The sequence below is a fragment of the Rhodoferax sp. genome (assembly GCF_028714215.1).
Lineage (GTDB): Bacteria > Pseudomonadota > Gammaproteobacteria > Burkholderiales > Burkholderiaceae_C > Rhodoferax.
In genome coordinates this window covers 72,890-89,537 of sequence record NZ_JAQTMS010000006.1, presented here as the reverse complement: position 1 = coordinate 89,537, position 16,648 = coordinate 72,890, and the positions used below count along the sequence as shown (strand labels likewise).

Here is a 16,648-nt window from a genome sequence, read left to right as displayed (position 1 = left end):
TCTTAACTCACCTGCTTTTTTCGCTGTTTGGGTCTGAGCTCAGGGCTGGCGCGTTCAGGCGCGGCCTGCAAACCAAGCACCACCAGGTCCGCCATCTGGTTGGCCACCAGTTTCAGGTCGAATCGTTTGTCGTCGTACCACTCGGTGGCCCAATTCATGGCGCCGAACAGGAAATAGACTGTTTGCTGCAAGTCAGCCTCGGCCCGGATGGCTCCGTCGCGCTGCAATTGCTCCAGCATCTCGCGCCAGTAGTTTTCATAGGCCCGGCGCAACATCCGATGCGACTCGCGCACCGGAGCTGGAACCTGTCCGAAGATCCGGATATTGGCCGACGTGAAGTCATGCGCGTGCAACAGCGCGCGCAAATGCGCTTCGATGGCGCAGTGCAGAGTGGCACCAAGGGTGGCACCCGGAGCCAGCGCCTGGACCGCCGATTTGACTGAATCGAACACCTTTTGCACGCCGATATCGAGCACTTCACTGACAATCTGGTCTTTCGATTCAAAGTGGTAGTAAAGACTGCCCGCCTTCATGTTGCAGGCGGCTGCAATCGCCCGTAGCGAAGTCGCGGCGTAGCCTTCGTGGCGAAATATGCGGGCCGCGGTTTCGAGAATCAGGTGCCGTGATCCGGCGCCTGCCGTTTCACCGGGCAACTTGGTCAACGCTGACTTGGCGGTATTTTTGAGCATGGCGGCTGCTCAGCGCATGCGCTTGGCAATCTCGTCGAGCATCACTTCTGTGGCGCCGCCGCCAATCGACTGAATGCGGGCGTCGCGCGTCATCCGCTCGATGGCGGTCTCACGGATGTAACCCATGCCGCCATGAAACTGCAGGCAGTCGTACATGACCTCATTCACCAGTTCGCCGCACAGCGCCTTCAACATCGACGCCTCCGACACCACCACCTGCTTTTGTGCATCGCGCCAGGCCGTGTTGTAAATCAGCGCCTTCGCGGCCGAAACGCGCGCTTGCAACATGGCAAGGCGGTGTCGAACCGCCTGCTTATCCCACAAGGTGGCGCCAAACGCCTTGCGCTGGGTGACCCAGTCCAGTGTCAACTCGATCGCCTTGGAGGCCTCGCCCATGGCTTGGGCGGCCAGCACGATGCGCTCGTTTTGCAGGTTCTTGACCAGGGCATAGAAACCCTTGTTCTCCTCGCCCAGCAGATTGCTGGCCGGAATCAGGCAATGGTCGAATACCAGTTCCGCCGTGTCACTGCAGAGCCAACCGTGTTTTTTCAACGGCCGTGCCACGGCAAACCCGGGCGTCCCTTTTTCCACGATGAACATCGAGACCTGATGGTTGCGGCCGGTCTCACCGGTTTTTGCCGCAACAAAAAAGATATCGCCGTGGACCCCGTTGGTAATGAACATTTTCGAGCCATTGAGCTCCCAGTGCTGGCCCACCCGGCGCGCCGTGGTGCGCATGGACGCCAGGTCTGATCCGGCGTCGGGCTCGGTCATCGCCACCGCCGCAATCTTGCGACCCGACACGATATCGGCCATGAAACGCTTTTTTTGCTCGGCATTGCCGGCATGGTGCAGGTGCGGCGCGGCCATGTCGGTGTGCACCAGCACGGTGACCGCGAAACCACCGAAAGTTGAACGCCCCAACTCTTCGGCCAGCACCACCGTCGACAAGGTGTCGAGCTCGCTGCCACCGTATTCCGATTCGAAGCGGATGCCCAGCAGCCCGAGTTCACCCATTTCCCGCAACACGGCGCGTGGCACCATGCCGGCGTCTTCCCAGTCGTGCGCGAAAGGGGCCACTCGCTCCGCCACCAACCGGCGGACGGTCTGGCGCAGCATTTCGTGCTCGCTGGTGAAATAGGGAAAATTGTGCTGTAGCGCGGTATCAGGGTTCATGTTAAATCTACCTAACATTTGTTAGATTATTAGAACACAAGCCGAATGGCAGCGCAATAGTGGCAAACGACAGCGCTTGATGAGAAAGGTTTTGAGTTGACGACCGGCGTCTTTAACGGGAACCTTGGCGAACCTTCTGCACCAGCGCGGTGGTGGAATAGCCGTCCACAAAAGACAGCGCCAGCGCGCGCCCACCGTAGGCTTCGACCAGCCGTGTCTCCGCCAGCTTGGCCATGTCGTAGTCGCCACCCTTGACCAGAATGTCGGGTTTGATCTCGGCAATCAACTGCAGGGGCGTGTCTTCATCGAACCAGGTCACCAGACTGGTGCAGGCCAGAGCGGCCAAGACAAAAGCCCGGTCGGCTTCGTTGTTGAGAGGTCGGTCCGGCCCCTTGCCGAGTCTGCGGGCCGACGCATCGGTGTTGAGCGCCACCAGCAAACTCGCTCCCAGCGCGCGCGCCTGGGCCAGGTACATCACGTGGCCGCGGTGCAGCACATCAAATACCCCGTTGGTAAACACCAGCGGTCGGGGTAAGCAGGCAAGCCGGGCGGCAAGCTCGGCACGCGGACAGATTTTGTCCGCTATGTCAGCCATGACGGCTAGGTCTTTCATGCCGCCAATGCTAGCAGACCCAGCGCGCCATCTCAGCCAAAAGTACTGTGGGATTGAAGCTCCGGCGTACGCCGGGGTTGCCACCAGGCACGGACCGTGGCAAACACATTTCTACAGCCGGTACAGCGGTACTGACCGGTCGGCAACAGGGCGCCATTTTGCGCCCGGTCGATCACGCGCTGGTAGCTGGTGGCACCGCATTCACGGCATTTGTAGATGGTCTTGAAGGTGGCCATGGCGTACAACTCTAATGCCGAAAGCTGGGTTTACCGCCTCGAATCGTGTAAGACGATGTAAATGATGTATCGGCCCGGCCTCCGCCCGGCCGGGGAGTCCGCTTGCCAATCAAGCCGGCTGCGTCTCCGCAAAGCTGGGGCGCAACGCCAGTTTGTCATGCAGCTTTTGCAGATTCGGGTAGTCGGTTCGCCAGTCAATCTGTGGAAACCGAAAGTCCAGGTAGCCCAGGACGCAGCCGACGGCGATATCGGCCAGGCTGAGATGAATGCCGGCACAATAAGGCTTTTCACCCAGGCCTTTGCTCATCGCCTTCAGGGAGGCATCAATTTTCCCCTGTTGCCGGTCAATCCAGGCCTGACTGCGTTGCGCGTTGGTACGCCCGGCCCAAGTGGCTTCCAGCCGCGCCAGGATAGCGGCATCCAGTACGCCATCGGCCAGCGCTTCCCAGGTCTTGATCTCGGCCCGCTCGCGGCCCACCGAAGGAATCAGTTTCCCCACTGGCGACAAAGTGTCCAGGTATTCGACAATCACGCGCGAATCAAACAGCGCTTCGCCACCTTCCATGATCAGGCAGGGGACTTTACCCAAAGGGTTGGTTTCCGAAATCGTGGTTTGCGCCGCCCACACGTCCTCCGGTACAAAAACATAGTCAAGTTTTTTTTCGACCATGACGACGCGCACTTTGCGTACATAGGGGCTGGTGTTGGATCCGAGTAATTTCATGGGAAATCTGATGTTACAGAAGCTTTCATTCTATACAGCAGCTTGCCGCTAGCCCCTCTTGACACCAAGCCGTTGTGTGCATCCTACAATCCGCTCATGAATTTCTCTGCAATCTCAGCCCTTTCCCCGCTGGATGGCCGCTATGCCGCCAAGCTGGCCAAACTCCGTCCTGCCATGAGTGAGCAGGGCTATATGCAACGCCGCGTGCAGGTCGAGGTCGCTTGGCTGATCGCCCTGAGCGACTGCGGCTTTGCCGAATTCAAACCGCTGTCTCCCGGTGCGCGCACTTACCTGCTGGGCTTGGTGAAACATTTCTCGGAAGCGGATGGCGAAGCCATCAAAGCCATTGAGAAAGTCACCAACCATGATGTCAAGGCGGTCGAATACTGGATCAAGTCCAAGTTTGAAGCACGGCCGGAATTACTGGCTGCCGGCGAGTTCGTACACTTTGCCTGCACCAGCGAGGACATCAATAACACCAGCCACGCGCTGCAACTCAAGACCGGGCGCGATCAAGTGCTGCTGCCGGCACTGGACAACATCATCAACAAGCTGCGCGACATGGCCCATGCGTTTGCCGAGGTGCCCATGCTCAGCCGCACCCATGGCCAAACCGCCAGCCCGACCACCGTGGGCAAGGAAATCGCCAATGTGGTGGTGCGCCTGGCGACGGCCCGTGAAAAAATTGCCGGCATCAAGCTGCTGGCGAAGATGAATGGCGCGGTCGGCAACTACAACGCCCACCTCTCGGCCTGGCCCGACTTTGATTGGGAAGCGTTCGCTCGCAAGGTGGTGGAAACGCCAGAGCCGCTGGGTCTGGGACTGACCTTCCAGCCCTACAGCATTCAGATCGAGCCGCACGACTACATGGCTGAGTTGTTCGATGCGGTGGCACGCGCCAACACCATCCTGATTGACTGGTCACGCGACGTCTGGGGCTATGTGTCACTGGGCTATTTCAAACAAAAACTGCGCGACGGCGAGGTCGGCTCTTCGACCATGCCGCACAAGGTCAACCCGATTGATTTCGAGAATGCGGAGGGCAATCTGGGCTTGGCCAACGCTTTGCTCAAACACCTGAGCGAGAAGCTGCCCATCAGTCGCTGGCAGCGCGATTTGTCCGACAGCACCGTGCTGCGCAACATGGGCGTGGCGCTGGGCTACGCGGTGCTGGCCTACCAAGCGCTGGGAACCGGCCTGGGGAAACTGGAAATCAACGAGACCGTGATTGCCACCGATCTGGATACCGCCTGGGAAGTGCTGGCCGAGCCGATTCAAACCGTGATGCGCCGCTTTGGACTGCCCAAGCCCTACGAACAACTGAAAGCCTTCACACGAGGTGCGCCCATGACGCGCGAACTGATGCAGGGTTTTATCGCCAAGCTGGAGATTCCGGAAATCGAAAAAGCACGCTTGCTGGCCTTGACGCCAGGCAGCTATATCGGCAAGGCGGCCGAATTAGCGCGCCGAGTCTGATGGCCACCAAATCGACCATCTTCAAGGCCAGTCTGCAAATCGCCGATATTGACCACGGTTTTTACGCCGACCACACGCTCACTTTGGCACGTCACCCGAGTGAAACCGACGAACGCATGATGGTGCGCTTATGCGCCCTGGCACTGCAGGCGCACAAACTGCAAACCGTGTGCGGCGGCGATGGCACACTGGCGTTTGGCGCCGGTCTTTCGGACCCCGACGAACCGGACGTATGGCTGCGCGACTTCACCGGACTGACCCGACTCTGGATCGAAGTCGGTCAACCCGAGGACAAACCGCTGATCAAAGCCTGCGGCCGCGCCGATGAGGTGGTGCTGTATTGCTACAACCAAGCGGCCGAGGTCTGGTGGCGCAGCATGGAGGCCAAGCTCTCGCGCCCGCAAAATCTGACGGTTTTCCGGCTGCCAACCAACGCCTCACAAGCGCTCATCCCGATGGCCCAGCGCAGCATGCAGTTGCAAGCCACCATTCAGGAAGGTGTGTTGATGCTGGGTGATGGCCGGCTCCATGTCGACATCGAGCCCGTGCGCTGGAAATAGGCCGGTCTGCGCCACCACGCCGGACCGCCATGGCGGCGCCCCGGTCAAGCCCGCGCCGAACCCCGCTCCGCGAGCGGGGACGACGGTGACGCACTACCGCCCTCCGCCGCCCGCTCGGCATACTTGTTAAAACGCCAGGAACTGCCTTCCATCGTGATGCGCCGCCAGGTCTGGCGTTTTTCGGCCGGGCGCATCTCGGTCCAATGTTGCACCTCGGCAAAACTGCGCCCGCAGCCTTTGCATTGCGCGTCACCCTGACTGGTGGAACAAATCGCTATGCACGGCGTATCGGGCGTCGTGGCATACCAGGCCAGCCAGGCTTGCAGCGCAGCCGCCGGCATCAAGAACTCTTCGATCTCCAGCACCTGATCGAAAACCATCAAGGCATAGAGTTCAGCCAGCACCCGGGTTGGGGCCGTCAGCGAAAAACCGTCTGGCGAGGGTGTCTTGTCACGCCAGTAGTTGATGGCCGATTCGATGTCGGTGATGTGAATGCCTGCCATGGGGAACGGATCATAGTCCGGCGCCTAACCGCGCGCCGGCGCAGCGTGCTATTCTTTGGTCATGAAAACTATCGTGAAATGGCTGCTCAGTGCCACCGCCCTGCTGGCCGTTGCCTATCTCTACAGCGGGGTGCAGGTCACCAGCTTTGGCGCCGCCTTGATTGCGGCTTTTGTCATCGGCTTGTTCAACCTGGTTCTGCGCCCCCTGTTGGTGGTGCTGACGCTGCCCGTCACCATCGTCACGCTAGGGCTTTTTCTGTTCATCATCAACGCCCTGATGTTCTGGGCCGCGGCGGAGATACTGGAGGGATTTCGTGTACAAGGTTTTGGCGCCGCGCTGCTGGGCTCGCTGATTTACTCGGCGTTTGGCGTGCTGATCGATTCAGCGATCGAGCGACTGTTCTTTAAACAGTAATTCGACCTGACGTTTGCGGGTGTCAACGATCGACGCCTCGATGTAATCCACTGCCCAGTTGTTGGCTCGCCTCTCGCGAACCAGTTCCTGTGCCGCCTTGAAGCGGTCCAGCGCCGCAGCGTAATCCAGCCGTGCCACTTGGTTCTCGGCATCGGCGCGAACAGCGCTCAGGGTCTGACCTTGCGCCGCATAGGCGCTGGAGAGCAATTGCCAGGCTTGCGCGTCACGCGGATGCGCAGCCAACCAAACTTGCAGGCGCTGCGCCACCTCGCGAAGGGCCGGATCCGGGCCGCCCCGACCCATCGACGTGGCAATCTGCGCCGCCAGGAACAACTCGGGACGCCGTGCGAGAGAGACGTCATCAGCGTGCCCTCCTTCAGTCATCCGCAACACCGAAGCAGCGCGCGGTGCGTCCTGTTCGGCCAGGGCAACTTCAGCTGCCAGCAAACGGGACAAGCGCGCTGCCGACGCATCAGAACGAACCAGCGCAGTCAAACGCTCCTGGTATTCCTTGGCGTGGGAAAAATCGCGCAACTGGCTGGCGGCCAGGACCGCACCATACAACACCCCAACCCGCCGGGCCGACGCCAAGGTCGCAAATTGGTTGCCACCTGCCTCGGCAATGAAGGCCCGCAAAGCATCGACTCCGGGATTGGACAAGACCCGCGCCCGGGCTGCAATCATGGCATGTTCAGGGGTCAAGGTATCGCTGCCAGAGCCCGCGACCGCCAGCGATTGCCGTGTCTGCATGTCGGCGATCCGCTCGGTCGTGAGCGGGTGACTGCGCAGGTAGGGATAAGCACCGTTGTCATTGAGACGAGAGGCCTGTTGCAGCTTGTCGAACATCGATACAAAGCCATGCCCATCAAAGCCGGCCTGCGTCATGACGCCAAACCCCACACGATCCGCTTCACGCTCCATATCGCGGGAAAAATTAAGTTGACTTTGGGCCGCAACCGCTTGGCCGCCCACAATCAGGGCATTGCCGGCGTCGGCATTCTTGCTGGCCGCCAACACGCCCAAGATCATGGCGCCGAGCATCCATGGTGTTTGCTGACTCTGTTTGCTGATCAAACGCGAAATGTGCCGCTGCGTGACATGGCTGAGCTCGTGCCCAAGCACCGAAGCCAGTTCGTCCCGGCTGCTGACAACCGCAATCAAACCGAGATGCACGCCAAAGTAACCCCCCGGCAAGGCAAAGGCATTTACCGTGCGGTCCCGTCCCAACACGATCTCCCAGGCAAAACGCTCTTCAAGTTCGCTGGAGAGATCTCCGCGCAGGCGTGCCGCCGCCAGCAGAGGCTGCCAGACACCTTGCACATATTCGGCCAATACCGGGTCGTCAATATAGTCCGGGTCCCGGTAGAGTTCGCGCGCAATGCGCTCGCCCAGACGTCGCTCCGCGCTGCTGCTCATGGCGGCGCCATCACCCAGCGTCGGCAACTGGGCGCTGCCGCTGGCCGCCATGGGAGTGCCGGTCTGAGCCACCAGTGGCACCGGAGAGGCACTGCCAAGCGCTGCCAGAACAGCAGTCATCAAGGCTTTGCGTGCGGTCGCCAGCGTACTCAGGGATTTCAACAATTTAGTCAAGATAATGGTCGCTGGTCAGGCTGTAGGCGTTTCCACAAAGGATATCAAGAGTTGGTGGCCACGTATGATGCACGGTGGATATGAACATTCTGTAAATTTGGCGTGTACCAGCGACCGTTGAACTGTAACGAATTCCCCATGAGCACTCTTACCCATTTTGATGCCCAGGGCCAGGCCCACATGGTGGATGTAGCCGCCAAGGCCAGCACCCATCGCATCGCCGTTGCCGGTGGGCGCATAGAAATGCAACCCGCCACACTGACCATCATAGAAGCCGGCACTGCCAAAAAAGGCGACGTGCTGGGCATTGCCCGCATCGCCGGCATCATGGCGGCCAAGAAAACTAGCGAATTGATCCCCCTGTGCCATCCGCTGGCGTTAACCCGCATCGCTATCGATTTCGAAGTAACCACGGCAAACGCCCCTGACACTGCAAGCATAAATTGCACTGCAACGGTGGAAACCGTAGGCCCCACCGGGGTCGAAATGGAAGCGCTGACGGCGCTGCAAGTGGCACTGCTCACGATCTACGACATGTGCAAGGCGGTGGACCGTGGCATGACCATCACCGGCGTCAAATTGCTGGAGAAACAGGGCGGAAAATCGGGTCATTTCGTGGCCGGCTAGAGCCCGGATCTAATCCGCTTCCAATGGCCCGTGCGTGGTCGCCCAGAGTGCATAACTGTCGGGGAATGCAGCCTGATAACGGACCCGGTAGAACCGGGCCTCGTCCTTCAACCCCAGCAGGGTAGCGCTCTCAACGAGCTTTTCGATCACACGTGCCTCCGGTGAAAAATGCAGCAAGTCGGTGGCCAGTGCATGAACATGACTGGCGTTATCAAGCGTCAATGGCGCAGTGGTGAGTTCGGCAAAGTGGACTTGATTCTGGAACAACCACGAATCGCCAACTTTCTCCAGGGTGTTATCGCGATAGGCCTCCGAGCGCATTGCTGGAACGCGGTAGATCTGGCTGACACGCTGATAATCCCAGCCGGCATAAGCCACCAGGGCCAACAGGGAAATACTTACCAGCGCCGCTGGCCAGGCGACAACCGGCCCCAAGCCTTCCGATTCTTTCAAAAAGCGATCCGGCGCTCGCCCTAGCAACCAGATACTCAGGCCAAACGCCATCTGGAACGGTCCGTACCAGAGCGGATATTCCAGCAGGCTGTGCAACAGGATGACAGCCAGCACCGCCCACGCCAGTTGCCGCGTCCGGTCTGTTTCTAGCCAGGGCTTGGCGCGCCCTACCAGCCAGACAAAGGCAGCGCAAACCGCCAGGGCCAGTGGCAGGCCCAACTCCACTGCCAGATGCAGGGGCAGGTTATGGGCATTGTCCAGAATGTCGCAAAACCGCTCGCCCGGATAGAGGGTAATGAAATGGGCGTAATCGAGCTCTCCCCAACCCCAGCCAAGCCATGGTCGTTGGACAATCAGGTGCCACACGTTGGACCATAAAGTCATGCGACCGGTGCACTGCGGGCCAGCGTCGTGCAAGCGCGCCAGTATGCCGTTGGCATGCGGATCAAGGCCGACCCAAACTGGCAGTGCGAAGGCCGCGATCGCGTAAGCCAGCAAGGTCACCAGCAGAACCCGTCGCAGCTCAAACCACTGCTGCGGCCTTCCCCGCGGGCGCCAGATCCAGGCCAGCGCCAGCAGCAGCAGCAATTGCACCATTCCGGTACGGGAAGAGGATGCCGCGTTGCCCAGCGCCAGCAGCACTGCCGCCGCCAACGCAGCCCGGGTGCGCCAGCGGGTCGAAGCAAACCACGCCCCGTTGGCGGCAAAAACCGGTCTCAATTGACTACTGGGAAACCACCACAGCAAAGCCGCCACACCGATATTGGTCAGAGTCGCAAATTGATTGCGTTGCCGCAGGTTGGCAAAGGCCTCTCCAACGTCGGTATGGTTAACCCATGGCCCCAGCCAAGCGGTGGCGCCGAAATACTGTAGCAAACCCAACATGCTGCTCAATAGCGCGGCTACCAGCCAGGCGCCGGGCGCCACATCGGCCAAGCGGACCCGCGCCAGCCACGGCAGTGCAAATGCCAAACTGGCCAGCGTAACCAGCCATGGCACCACGGCAGGCGAGGGTCCGAAGGAAAACGGATTTAGCCAAGGTAGCGCGATAAAGAAGAAAACGGCAAGTGACTGCATAAGAATGACCAAAATTTGCCACCGAATTATTGTTGGACAATATGGTCAAATCTTCTACAGGCCGCAAAATCATGGGGGGATTTACGCTTCATTGGTTATGATCAACTTTTATAAGAGTATTAGCGATGGAAAACGACAAACTACAGAACTATTTCAGAGGACAACAAGTATCTCTACAGTGGTTGCCGGTGCTGCGCGCTTTGGCTTTTGAAATGTCTGCCCAAGCGGAAGCCAAAGACTTGCGGCTTCTTTTCTTCAAAATTGGCGAGCACTTTGCCAATGATACGGAAGATCGCTTTCAAGGTGTGCAGACTCTTGCTCAACTGGAGGAGAGTCTTAACGATTTTTGGTCGCAGATCAACTGGGGTTGGGTCGATTTCAAGGAAGTAAAAGGCTACATCGATATCACACACCAGGCCGCCCCGTTGGCGGAAGCCTTTGGCGATGAGGCGCTGGGCTGGAGCGTTGGCTTGCTGGAAGGCTTTTACCAGACCATATTCAAGGTGCTCGGTGCCAGCGATTCAATGATCGTGCAAGGCGTTGGTGAATCCTCAAACGGCATGGATATCCATTTGCGCTTTGGTCGTCAAGATTAGCAACATATAGAAAAAGGAGCGAAGGCATGGCCAAACTTGGAGACGAACCCTCCACACTGTTCCGATCACTCAGGCCTGACAATGCAAATTTTCAGGCCAGCACAACTGCGGCGGCACGCGAGGCGGAACAGCGATGGCCTCTTTTCAAGGCAGTGTCTCCCAAAAAACCGCAACCAACGCCGGCCCTGTCGGCCCAGGAAAGACAGCGTTGGAGCAGCCAGGACAGACCCGATGTGAGCGAACGCAAGCCAGCCTTGTCGCTGCCTGGCGTGAGCTCCAAGCTGGCCCAGGGTCTGAGCAAAATGTCCGGACGGACGGCCACGGAACGGCCAACCGAGCGAGCCGAGCGAGCCGAGCGGGAAAAATCGTCGAACGAGGTGCCGCACAGCGCCGCCAAATTCTCGCCAGAGATTCCAACAGAAAATCGCAGCTCGCTCTTCTCAAGAGTCTCGGCAGTTGATGCCGGCGAGGAAGCATCAAACTACGGCGTCGGTCTGTCCCGCAATAGGGTGACGCAGCCGGTGGCGACCGAGCCCGAGGTATCGACTGTGGCCGGCGCCGACGACTCACTCGCGAGCATTTTCAATCGCCTTGAAGGCAAAGAAAAAGTCGCCGACAAACCGGCCAGCAGACGGACTTCATTTTTGGGACGACTAGGAAGACGATGAGCGTTATTGGCATTGTTTCGATGAAGGGCGGGGTAGGTAAAACGTCCGTCACAGCCAACCTCGCTGCAGCAATGTCGACCAAACTTGGGCCGGGTCGGGTCTCTGTCGTCGATCTCGATCCGCAGAACGCCTTGCACTGGCATTTCGGTCTGGAAGACCCGCAAACAGAAGGTGTTTGCCGGCAATCCTTGCGTGGCGAAGATTGGAGTGGCGTCGCACTGACTAACGAATTCGACGTCGTTTGCCTGCCCTACGGCATGGCCAGTGAATCTGATCGGGAAGCGTTTGAGACACTGCTGGCAGACGAACCCGATTGGATAGGTGAGCAAATCAGACGCACCGGACTCGACAACGACAGTGTCGTGCTGATCGACACGCCGCCGGGCTCTTCGGTTTATTTGAAACAGGCTTTCGCTTGCGCCGATCTGGTGCTGATCGTGTTGCTGGCGGACGCCGGCTCGTATGCCACGATTCCAGCAATGGAGTCGTGGCTGGACGAAATGTCGGTTCTCTATCCCCGTCTTCGAAGCGTGTATGTGCTGAATCAGGTTGACAGGAGCGATTCGTTCAATCGCGACGTAGCCGACCTGCTGCAGCAACATCTCGGCGATCGGTTGGCCCCCATCGGCATTCATTGCGACGAGGCTGTCAGCGAGGCACTTGCCTTCCAGCAGCCGGTACTGGCTTACGACCCGCATGGGCAAGCCAGCCATGACCTTGCTCGACTCGCGGCATGGATGATAGATACCTTGAATCGATGAATCCGCGACTACTGCTAAGGCTTTGGCGCGAACGCTGGGATAAATCTGTCGGCAATACTCTTGCCACCCCCTATCTTCAGGGTCAAATCAATCTATGGGGTAACCGGCTGACGCGCCTGTCTGTCTGGTCGCTGCCGGGCGTGGCGATCCTCACTTCGCTGCTGTGCCTTCTGCTTTTTGTTTTTCTGCTGACAGTCCGGTTTACCTTGAACGGTCAAATCGTATTTTCTGTTTTTTTGGTTTGCCTCGGCCTTTATGTCCGCCGCTATGCCGGCAGACTTGTAACACTGGTGCTGCTCGGACTGGCCCTCATTGTGTCGATGCGCTACCTGTACTGGCGCTTCGACGCGACTCTGATACCGGATACCAATTCTGATTTTGTTTTGGGTTTTTGCCTGTGCGTTGCAGAGGTCCATCTTTGGCTGCTGATAAGCCTCAAGTCGATACAAGCCATTTGGCCCTTGAAGCAGCCGCATATACCGCTGCCAAGCGAGTCCGCCAAATGGCCAACGGTGGATATTTTCATCCCCTGCGACGACCAGCCGCCTGCCGCGATCAGGTCAGCCGCGCTGGCAGCCCTTGCGCTCGATTGGCCCAAGAATAAATTAAAGACTTATCTTCTCGACGACAGCCATAAGGATGACGTCCAGGCACTGGCCGACTCGATCGGAGCCACCTATTTGACGTGTCCGGACCATTCCGATGGGAAGGTAGGCAACATCAATCATGCATTACCCGGGACGGAAGGCGAATTGATCGCCATCCTGGACTGTGATCGGCCCGCGGATGCCGATTTTTTGAAAATGACGGTCGGCTGGTTTGTACAGGATACGAAACTGGGGATGCTGCAAACGCCGCGGCATTTTCTGGCACCTGCGCCCTCAGAACGCAGTCTGGAAATATTGAGTGGGTCTGACTTTGCCAAGTCTGGCGCCATACTGCGTCGTTCCATGTTGGTTGAAGTGGGCGGGGTGGAAACACAAGCCGTGACCAGGCAAGTCCACACCGCACTCAAATTGCAGGCGGGGGGATACCGCACGGCGTATTTTGGTTTCACCGACGAAGCCAGTCACGCGGCCGAGAGACCAAGAGTAAAGGTGGACCGACGGGCAGAATCCGCAGCGGTGATTTTTCAGGTGGCCAGCCCTTTTGAGGATAAATCGCTGCTCTGGAGGCAGCGGCTGGCCTTTCTGAGAGCCATGTTGCAGTTTTATTATCCGGTTCCACGTCTGATTTTTTTTTCCGCTCCGCTGATTTTTCTGCTGGCTGATGTTCAGCTTATTCAAACTTCGGCCGAGCTCTTCGCCGCCTATGCCCTGCCGCACTTGATACAAGGCCACATTGCCCGGCAGAGAATGAGGGGGGATTACCGGTTGACGGTGGGAGCCGATGTCCGCGAAACGGCGCTCGCCTGGTACTTGTTGTTGGCAACCACGCTGACACTCATCCGTACCGAATTCAGCCGCTACAGGAATCCATTCAAGATCGGTAAAGTTAAAAAGGAAACATCTTTCGACTGGAAGCTTTCCTTGCCCTACGTGATCATCTTCACCTTGAGCCTGATGGGGGTGATCGTCGGCACGAACCGCTTGCGCCTGCCGAACACCCAGGAGCAGGAAGTTGTTGTCATTCTTTTTCTCTTGTGGGCTGTTTACAACTTGATGATTCTCGCAGCCATGTTCGCAGTTGCACAGGAGAGCGGGGATGTGCGCCAACACATACGCTTGCTACGGCAGTTGCCGGCGATGATCAAGTTACCGTCTGGCCGCACCGTATCCTGCATGACTGAGAATTTTCCTGAAATCGCTCTTGCCCTCAAACTCCCGGCGCCCATGACCATCGAGAACGGGCTGACGGTAGGTATTTCCATTTTTTACCGGAACCGCGAGTTTTCTTTTCCTGCGCAGGTAGCATTGGAGCAGGACAGCGTCTTGCGCGCCACCATCGATGGCCCAGCGCAAAATGTTTACCATGCTCTGGGCGTTGCGGCATACTCCCGCGGACAGGATTGGCCAAAATGGTTGCCCGCTCAAGATGCCGATCAGCCCGTTCCCTTGTGGATACCCAGGGCTTTCACCGTCTTGCGCAGCGCTGCTCTGGGTTTTGTGACGGACTTCGGCAAGTTTGCGCGCTGGCCGCGCTTCGGTAGTTGGATGCAAATATGGAAAAAGAAGAAATGACCAAACAAGAATATTGGTTGCGTCGACCAAATTTGACCTTCATTTTGACGGTTCTTTTTTTAGCGCTCTCGACCCTGTTGATGGCAACACCGGCTGAATCGAAGTCGCGCAGCAGCAAAGCCGACAAAGTCAAAGCAGAGCAGGAAGCAGCGGCCGAGAGTGAGACTCGAAAGAGCCAACCCAAGGAACGTGTTGTATCGCTCACTTTCAGGCAGATGGGGGCCTGGTCAGCGATCAAGTTGCGTGGTGTCGATGGATCACAGACCCTGTCGTTTCCGATTCGGGCCGACGAGGTTGTAGTAGCCGCGAAACTGAGAATAGCCTACGACTACTCGCCGGCCCTGATTCCGGAGCTGAGTCACCTCAAGATTTCACTCAACGAGCGCTTCGCCACCGTTCTGGCGCTACCTAAAGACAAGGGGGTTGGCAATGCGCGCGAAATCGACCTGGACCCACGCTGGTTCTTCGATGTCAACTATCTTCGGTTCAAACTGATCGGACATTACACCCGCGACTGTGAAGACCCGTTCCACTCTTCGCTATGGCTGACCTTGAGTGATCTGGGTCGCCTGGAATTGACCTTGGCTCCTTTGTCCACGGTTAACGACTTGAAGAGTTTGCCTGCACCATTTTTTGACAAGCGGGACAGCGGAACACTAAGCCTGCCCTTTGTTTTCACCAGCAATCCTTCTTTTGGCACGCTCAAAGCGGCCGGTGTCCTGGCCTCCTGGTTCGGCCATCAAGCTGGCTCCCGGGGTGCTCAATTCCCGGTTTCACTCAACGCTCTGCCGGAAGGCAATGCAGTCGTCTTCATGCAGGGTGGCAAGACCATCGAGGGGATCAAGGGCACAACCGCCGCAACTGTTTCGATCCAGCCCCATCCGGCCAATCCGCAGGCCAAATTATTGGTGCTAAGCGGTGGCAGTGATGAAGATCTGGCGCGTGCGGTGCGCGCCATCGCACTGTTCGCTCCGACACTCGCAGGCCCGTCAGTTACCGTGACCAAGGAAACCGAGGCGGCGCCGCGTAAACCCTATGATGCGCCAGCCTGGATTCCAGTTGATCGTCCGGTGCGATTCGGCGAGTTGGCAAGGCCGGAAGAACTGCGTACACAGGGCTATTTTCCGGAAGTGATTCGCCTCAACTATCGCGTTACGCCGGATCTGTTCACCTGGCGCTCGGCGGGCCCGCCACTCAAGCTGAAATACCGCGCGACGCGCTTGGCAATTCACAAGAGCTCAAGCCTGAACGTGGGAATCAACTCCAATTTCATCCAGGCCCTAGCTCTTGATGATCCGTACAAGAAGACCAACGAGGTGGATCGCGCCAAGAACAGCATGATGCCACGGGAGGAGTTGTTGTTTATACCGCCCTACGCCGTGGGCGGGCGTGATCAACTGCAGTTCAGCTACTACTTTGATTTCCTCAAGGAGGGTGCCTGCAAAAACATGCCGCCGGACAATTTTCAGGGGGCCATAGACCCTGAATCAACCATTGATTTCAGCGGTTTCCCGCATTACGTCGCGCTGCCCAATCTGGCCTATTTTTCGAATCTGGGCTTTCCCTTTACACGCCTGGCCGATCTGTCTGAAACGGCCGTGGTCCTGCCGGAAAGCCCGAATCCGGACGAACTCGGTTTGTACTTGACGCTGATGGGCCGAATGGGTGAGGCGACAGCCTATCCCGCGCTACGCCATGCACTGATACCGACCTCCGAAGTGGAAAAAATGTCGGCCAAGGATCTGATAGTCATTGGGTCAGCGAAAAGCCAAAGTTTGATGACCAAATGGGCCGATCGCTTGCCGATGGTTCAAAGTAACGGCGATCGCTACCTGCGCGAACCCGATGCGATCTGGCGCCCCACTTACCGCTGGGAACAGCAGGATGTTCAGCAAGCGCCCCAACCCAAGGGCAGTCTGACTCTGACCGGGATCGGCAATCTGGCCGCCGTGATGGCCTTTGAGTCGCCTTTGCAGCCGACCCGCAGCGCGGTCTTTTTATACGCTGACAAGGCGGCCGATTTACGAAAAATCTCCGACGTGTTGACCGACCCGGAGCGGATTTCCTCGATTCAGGGTGATTTCGTCGTGGTCGACGACAAAAACGTCAGTCACGCCAAGGTCAGTCCAAGCTACTACGTGGGCGCCCTGCCCTTATTCAGTAAATTGCGTTGGTTTTTTTCCGATCAACCGCTGTTGCTGGGTCTCATCGGAATTCTCATTTGCGTGCTGATGGCCACTGTCGTTTACCGAAAATTGCAGCACGTGAACTCCGGGCAGGTCAAGAAGACCTTCTGATCCTGCT

17 protein-coding genes are annotated in these 16,648 nt (G+C 58.1%); 9 read left to right on the top strand and 8 right to left on the bottom strand.

Translation table 11 applies throughout. The features are described from left to right. Nucleotides 1-2: 2 nt before the first annotated feature. From PHS32_RS04510 to PHS32_RS04490, 5 genes are all read right to left on the bottom strand, one after another. The gene (locus tag PHS32_RS04510) at nt 3-689 is read right to left on the bottom strand and encodes a TetR/AcrR family transcriptional regulator (protein WP_301077650.1); all 687 of its coding nucleotides are present in this window, start codon (nt 687-689) and stop codon (nt 3-5) included. 9 nt (nt 690-698) lie between these two features. Further along, nucleotides 699-1,865 (bottom strand): acyl-CoA dehydrogenase family protein, encoded by a 1,167-nt coding sequence (locus PHS32_RS04505; protein ID WP_301077649.1) that lies wholly within the window; start codon nt 1,863-1,865, stop codon nt 699-701. Between the two features lie 112 nt (nt 1,866-1,977). Then, nucleotides 1,978-2,460, bottom strand: coding sequence for a D-glycero-beta-D-manno-heptose 1-phosphate adenylyltransferase (gene rfaE2 / locus PHS32_RS04500; protein ID WP_301077703.1), 483 nt, complete (start codon nt 2,458-2,460; stop codon nt 1,978-1,980). 50 nt (nt 2,461-2,510) lie between these two features. Further along, complete coding sequence (locus PHS32_RS04495) at nt 2,511-2,714, bottom strand: hypothetical protein (protein ID WP_301077648.1); 204 nt, start codon at nt 2,712-2,714, stop codon at nt 2,511-2,513. A gap of 109 nt (nt 2,715-2,823) precedes the next feature. Continuing rightward, nucleotides 2,824-3,438: a glutathione S-transferase C-terminal domain-containing protein gene (locus PHS32_RS04490; RefSeq protein ID WP_301077647.1), complete on the bottom strand. Its 615-nt coding sequence runs from the start codon at nt 3,436-3,438 to the stop codon at nt 2,824-2,826. A gap of 96 nt (nt 3,439-3,534) precedes the next feature. Between PHS32_RS04490 and purB the strand changes: the two genes are divergently transcribed. Continuing rightward, nucleotides 3,535-4,914: an adenylosuccinate lyase gene (gene purB, locus PHS32_RS04485; RefSeq protein WP_301077646.1), complete on the top strand. Its 1,380-nt coding sequence runs from the start codon at nt 3,535-3,537 to the stop codon at nt 4,912-4,914. Continuing rightward, nucleotides 4,914-5,474, top strand: a complete 561-nt coding sequence (locus PHS32_RS04480) for a YaeQ family protein (RefSeq protein ID WP_301077645.1) — start codon at nt 4,914-4,916, stop codon at nt 5,472-5,474. The genes purB and PHS32_RS04480 overlap by 1 nt, the downstream gene beginning before the upstream one ends. Before the next feature lie 44 nt (nt 5,475-5,518). Here PHS32_RS04480 and PHS32_RS04475 read toward each other — a convergent pair whose 3' ends face one another. Then, complete coding sequence (locus PHS32_RS04475) at nt 5,519-5,977, bottom strand: DUF3717 domain-containing protein (protein WP_301077644.1); 459 nt, start codon at nt 5,975-5,977, stop codon at nt 5,519-5,521. A 61-nt stretch (nt 5,978-6,038) separates the two neighbouring features. On the opposite strand from PHS32_RS04475, the gene PHS32_RS04470 reads away from it, so the two are divergent. Then, nucleotides 6,039-6,392, top strand: coding sequence for a phage holin family protein (locus tag PHS32_RS04470; RefSeq protein WP_301077643.1), 354 nt, complete (start codon nt 6,039-6,041; stop codon nt 6,390-6,392). Here PHS32_RS04470 and PHS32_RS04465 read toward each other — a convergent pair. Next, nucleotides 6,360-7,859 (bottom strand): M48 family metalloprotease, encoded by a 1,500-nt coding sequence (locus PHS32_RS04465; RefSeq protein ID WP_301077701.1) that lies wholly within the window; start codon nt 7,857-7,859, stop codon nt 6,360-6,362. The genes PHS32_RS04470 and PHS32_RS04465 overlap by 33 nt on opposite strands. A 261-nt stretch (nt 7,860-8,120) precedes the next feature. On the opposite strand from PHS32_RS04465, the gene moaC reads away from it, so the two are divergent. Further along, on the top strand, nt 8,121-8,609 hold the full coding sequence (moaC, locus tag PHS32_RS04460; protein WP_301077642.1) for a cyclic pyranopterin monophosphate synthase MoaC: 489 nt from the start codon (nt 8,121-8,123) through the stop codon (nt 8,607-8,609). Nucleotides 8,610-8,618: 9 nt separating this feature from the next. On the opposite strand, the gene PHS32_RS04455 is transcribed toward moaC, so the two are convergent. Further along, nucleotides 8,619-10,139, bottom strand: coding sequence for a Wzy polymerase domain-containing protein (locus PHS32_RS04455; RefSeq protein ID WP_301077641.1), 1,521 nt, complete (start codon nt 10,137-10,139; stop codon nt 8,619-8,621). A gap of 125 nt (nt 10,140-10,264) precedes the next feature. Here PHS32_RS04455 and PHS32_RS04450 point away from each other — a divergent pair, with 125 nt between their 5' ends. The 5 genes from PHS32_RS04450 to bcsB are packed head-to-tail and all read left to right on the top strand — an operon-like array spanning nt 10,265 to nt 16,641. Then, nucleotides 10,265-10,735 (top strand): hypothetical protein, encoded by a 471-nt coding sequence (locus PHS32_RS04450; protein WP_301077640.1) that lies wholly within the window; start codon nt 10,265-10,267, stop codon nt 10,733-10,735. A gap of 26 nt (nt 10,736-10,761) precedes the next feature. Further along, nucleotides 10,762-11,403 (top strand): hypothetical protein, encoded by a 642-nt coding sequence (locus PHS32_RS04445; RefSeq protein ID WP_301077638.1) that lies wholly within the window; start codon nt 10,762-10,764, stop codon nt 11,401-11,403. Beyond that, complete coding sequence (bcsQ, locus tag PHS32_RS04440) at nt 11,400-12,164, top strand: cellulose biosynthesis protein BcsQ (RefSeq protein WP_301077637.1); 765 nt, start codon at nt 11,400-11,402, stop codon at nt 12,162-12,164. Before PHS32_RS04445 ends, bcsQ begins: the two co-directional genes overlap by 4 nt. Further along, nucleotides 12,137-14,344 carry a glycosyltransferase gene (locus tag PHS32_RS04435; protein ID WP_301077636.1) on the top strand — a complete coding sequence of 736 codons (2,208 nt, stop codon included), beginning with the start codon at nt 12,137-12,139 and terminating at the stop codon, nt 14,342-14,344. Before bcsQ ends, PHS32_RS04435 begins: the two co-directional genes overlap by 28 nt. Then, nucleotides 14,326-16,641 carry a cellulose biosynthesis cyclic di-GMP-binding regulatory protein BcsB gene (gene bcsB / locus PHS32_RS04430; RefSeq protein ID WP_301077635.1) on the top strand — a complete coding sequence of 772 codons (2,316 nt, stop codon included), beginning with the start codon at nt 14,326-14,328 and terminating at the stop codon, nt 16,639-16,641. Before PHS32_RS04435 ends, bcsB begins: the two co-directional genes overlap by 19 nt. Nucleotides 16,642-16,648 lie beyond the last annotated feature (7 nt).

Coding starts and splice junctions, on each gene's coding strand:
- PHS32_RS04445 (WP_301077638.1), top strand. CDS start 10,762: ATGGCCAAACTTGGAGACGAACCCTCCACACTGTTCCGATCACTCAGG.
- bcsB (WP_301077635.1), top strand. CDS start 14,326: ATGGAAAAAGAAGAAATGACCAAACAAGAATATTGGTTGCGTCGACCA.
- PHS32_RS04475 (WP_301077644.1), bottom strand. CDS start 5,977: ATGGCAGGCATTCACATCACCGACATCGAATCGGCCATCAACTACTGG.
- PHS32_RS04490 (WP_301077647.1), bottom strand. CDS start 3,438: ATGAAATTACTCGGATCCAACACCAGCCCCTATGTACGCAAAGTGCGC.
- rfaE2 (WP_301077703.1), bottom strand. CDS start 2,460: ATGGCTGACATAGCGGACAAAATCTGTCCGCGTGCCGAGCTTGCCGCC.
- PHS32_RS04455 (WP_301077641.1), bottom strand. CDS start 10,139: ATGCAGTCACTTGCCGTTTTCTTCTTTATCGCGCTACCTTGGCTAAAT.
- PHS32_RS04465 (WP_301077701.1), bottom strand. CDS start 7,859: ATGGCGGCCAGCGGCAGCGCCCAGTTGCCGACGCTGGGTGATGGCGCC.
- PHS32_RS04470 (WP_301077643.1), top strand. CDS start 6,039: ATGAAAACTATCGTGAAATGGCTGCTCAGTGCCACCGCCCTGCTGGCC.
- purB (WP_301077646.1), top strand. CDS start 3,535: ATGAATTTCTCTGCAATCTCAGCCCTTTCCCCGCTGGATGGCCGCTAT.
- PHS32_RS04510 (WP_301077650.1), bottom strand. CDS start 689: ATGCTCAAAAATACCGCCAAGTCAGCGTTGACCAAGTTGCCCGGTGAA.
- moaC (WP_301077642.1), top strand. CDS start 8,121: ATGAGCACTCTTACCCATTTTGATGCCCAGGGCCAGGCCCACATGGTG.
- PHS32_RS04505 (WP_301077649.1), bottom strand. CDS start 1,865: ATGAACCCTGATACCGCGCTACAGCACAATTTTCCCTATTTCACCAGC.
- bcsQ (WP_301077637.1), top strand. CDS start 11,400: ATGAGCGTTATTGGCATTGTTTCGATGAAGGGCGGGGTAGGTAAAACG.
- PHS32_RS04435 (WP_301077636.1), top strand. CDS start 12,137: ATGGATGATAGATACCTTGAATCGATGAATCCGCGACTACTGCTAAGG.
- PHS32_RS04495 (WP_301077648.1), bottom strand. CDS start 2,714: ATGGCCACCTTCAAGACCATCTACAAATGCCGTGAATGCGGTGCCACC.
- PHS32_RS04450 (WP_301077640.1), top strand. CDS start 10,265: ATGGAAAACGACAAACTACAGAACTATTTCAGAGGACAACAAGTATCT.
- PHS32_RS04480 (WP_301077645.1), top strand. CDS start 4,914: ATGGCCACCAAATCGACCATCTTCAAGGCCAGTCTGCAAATCGCCGAT.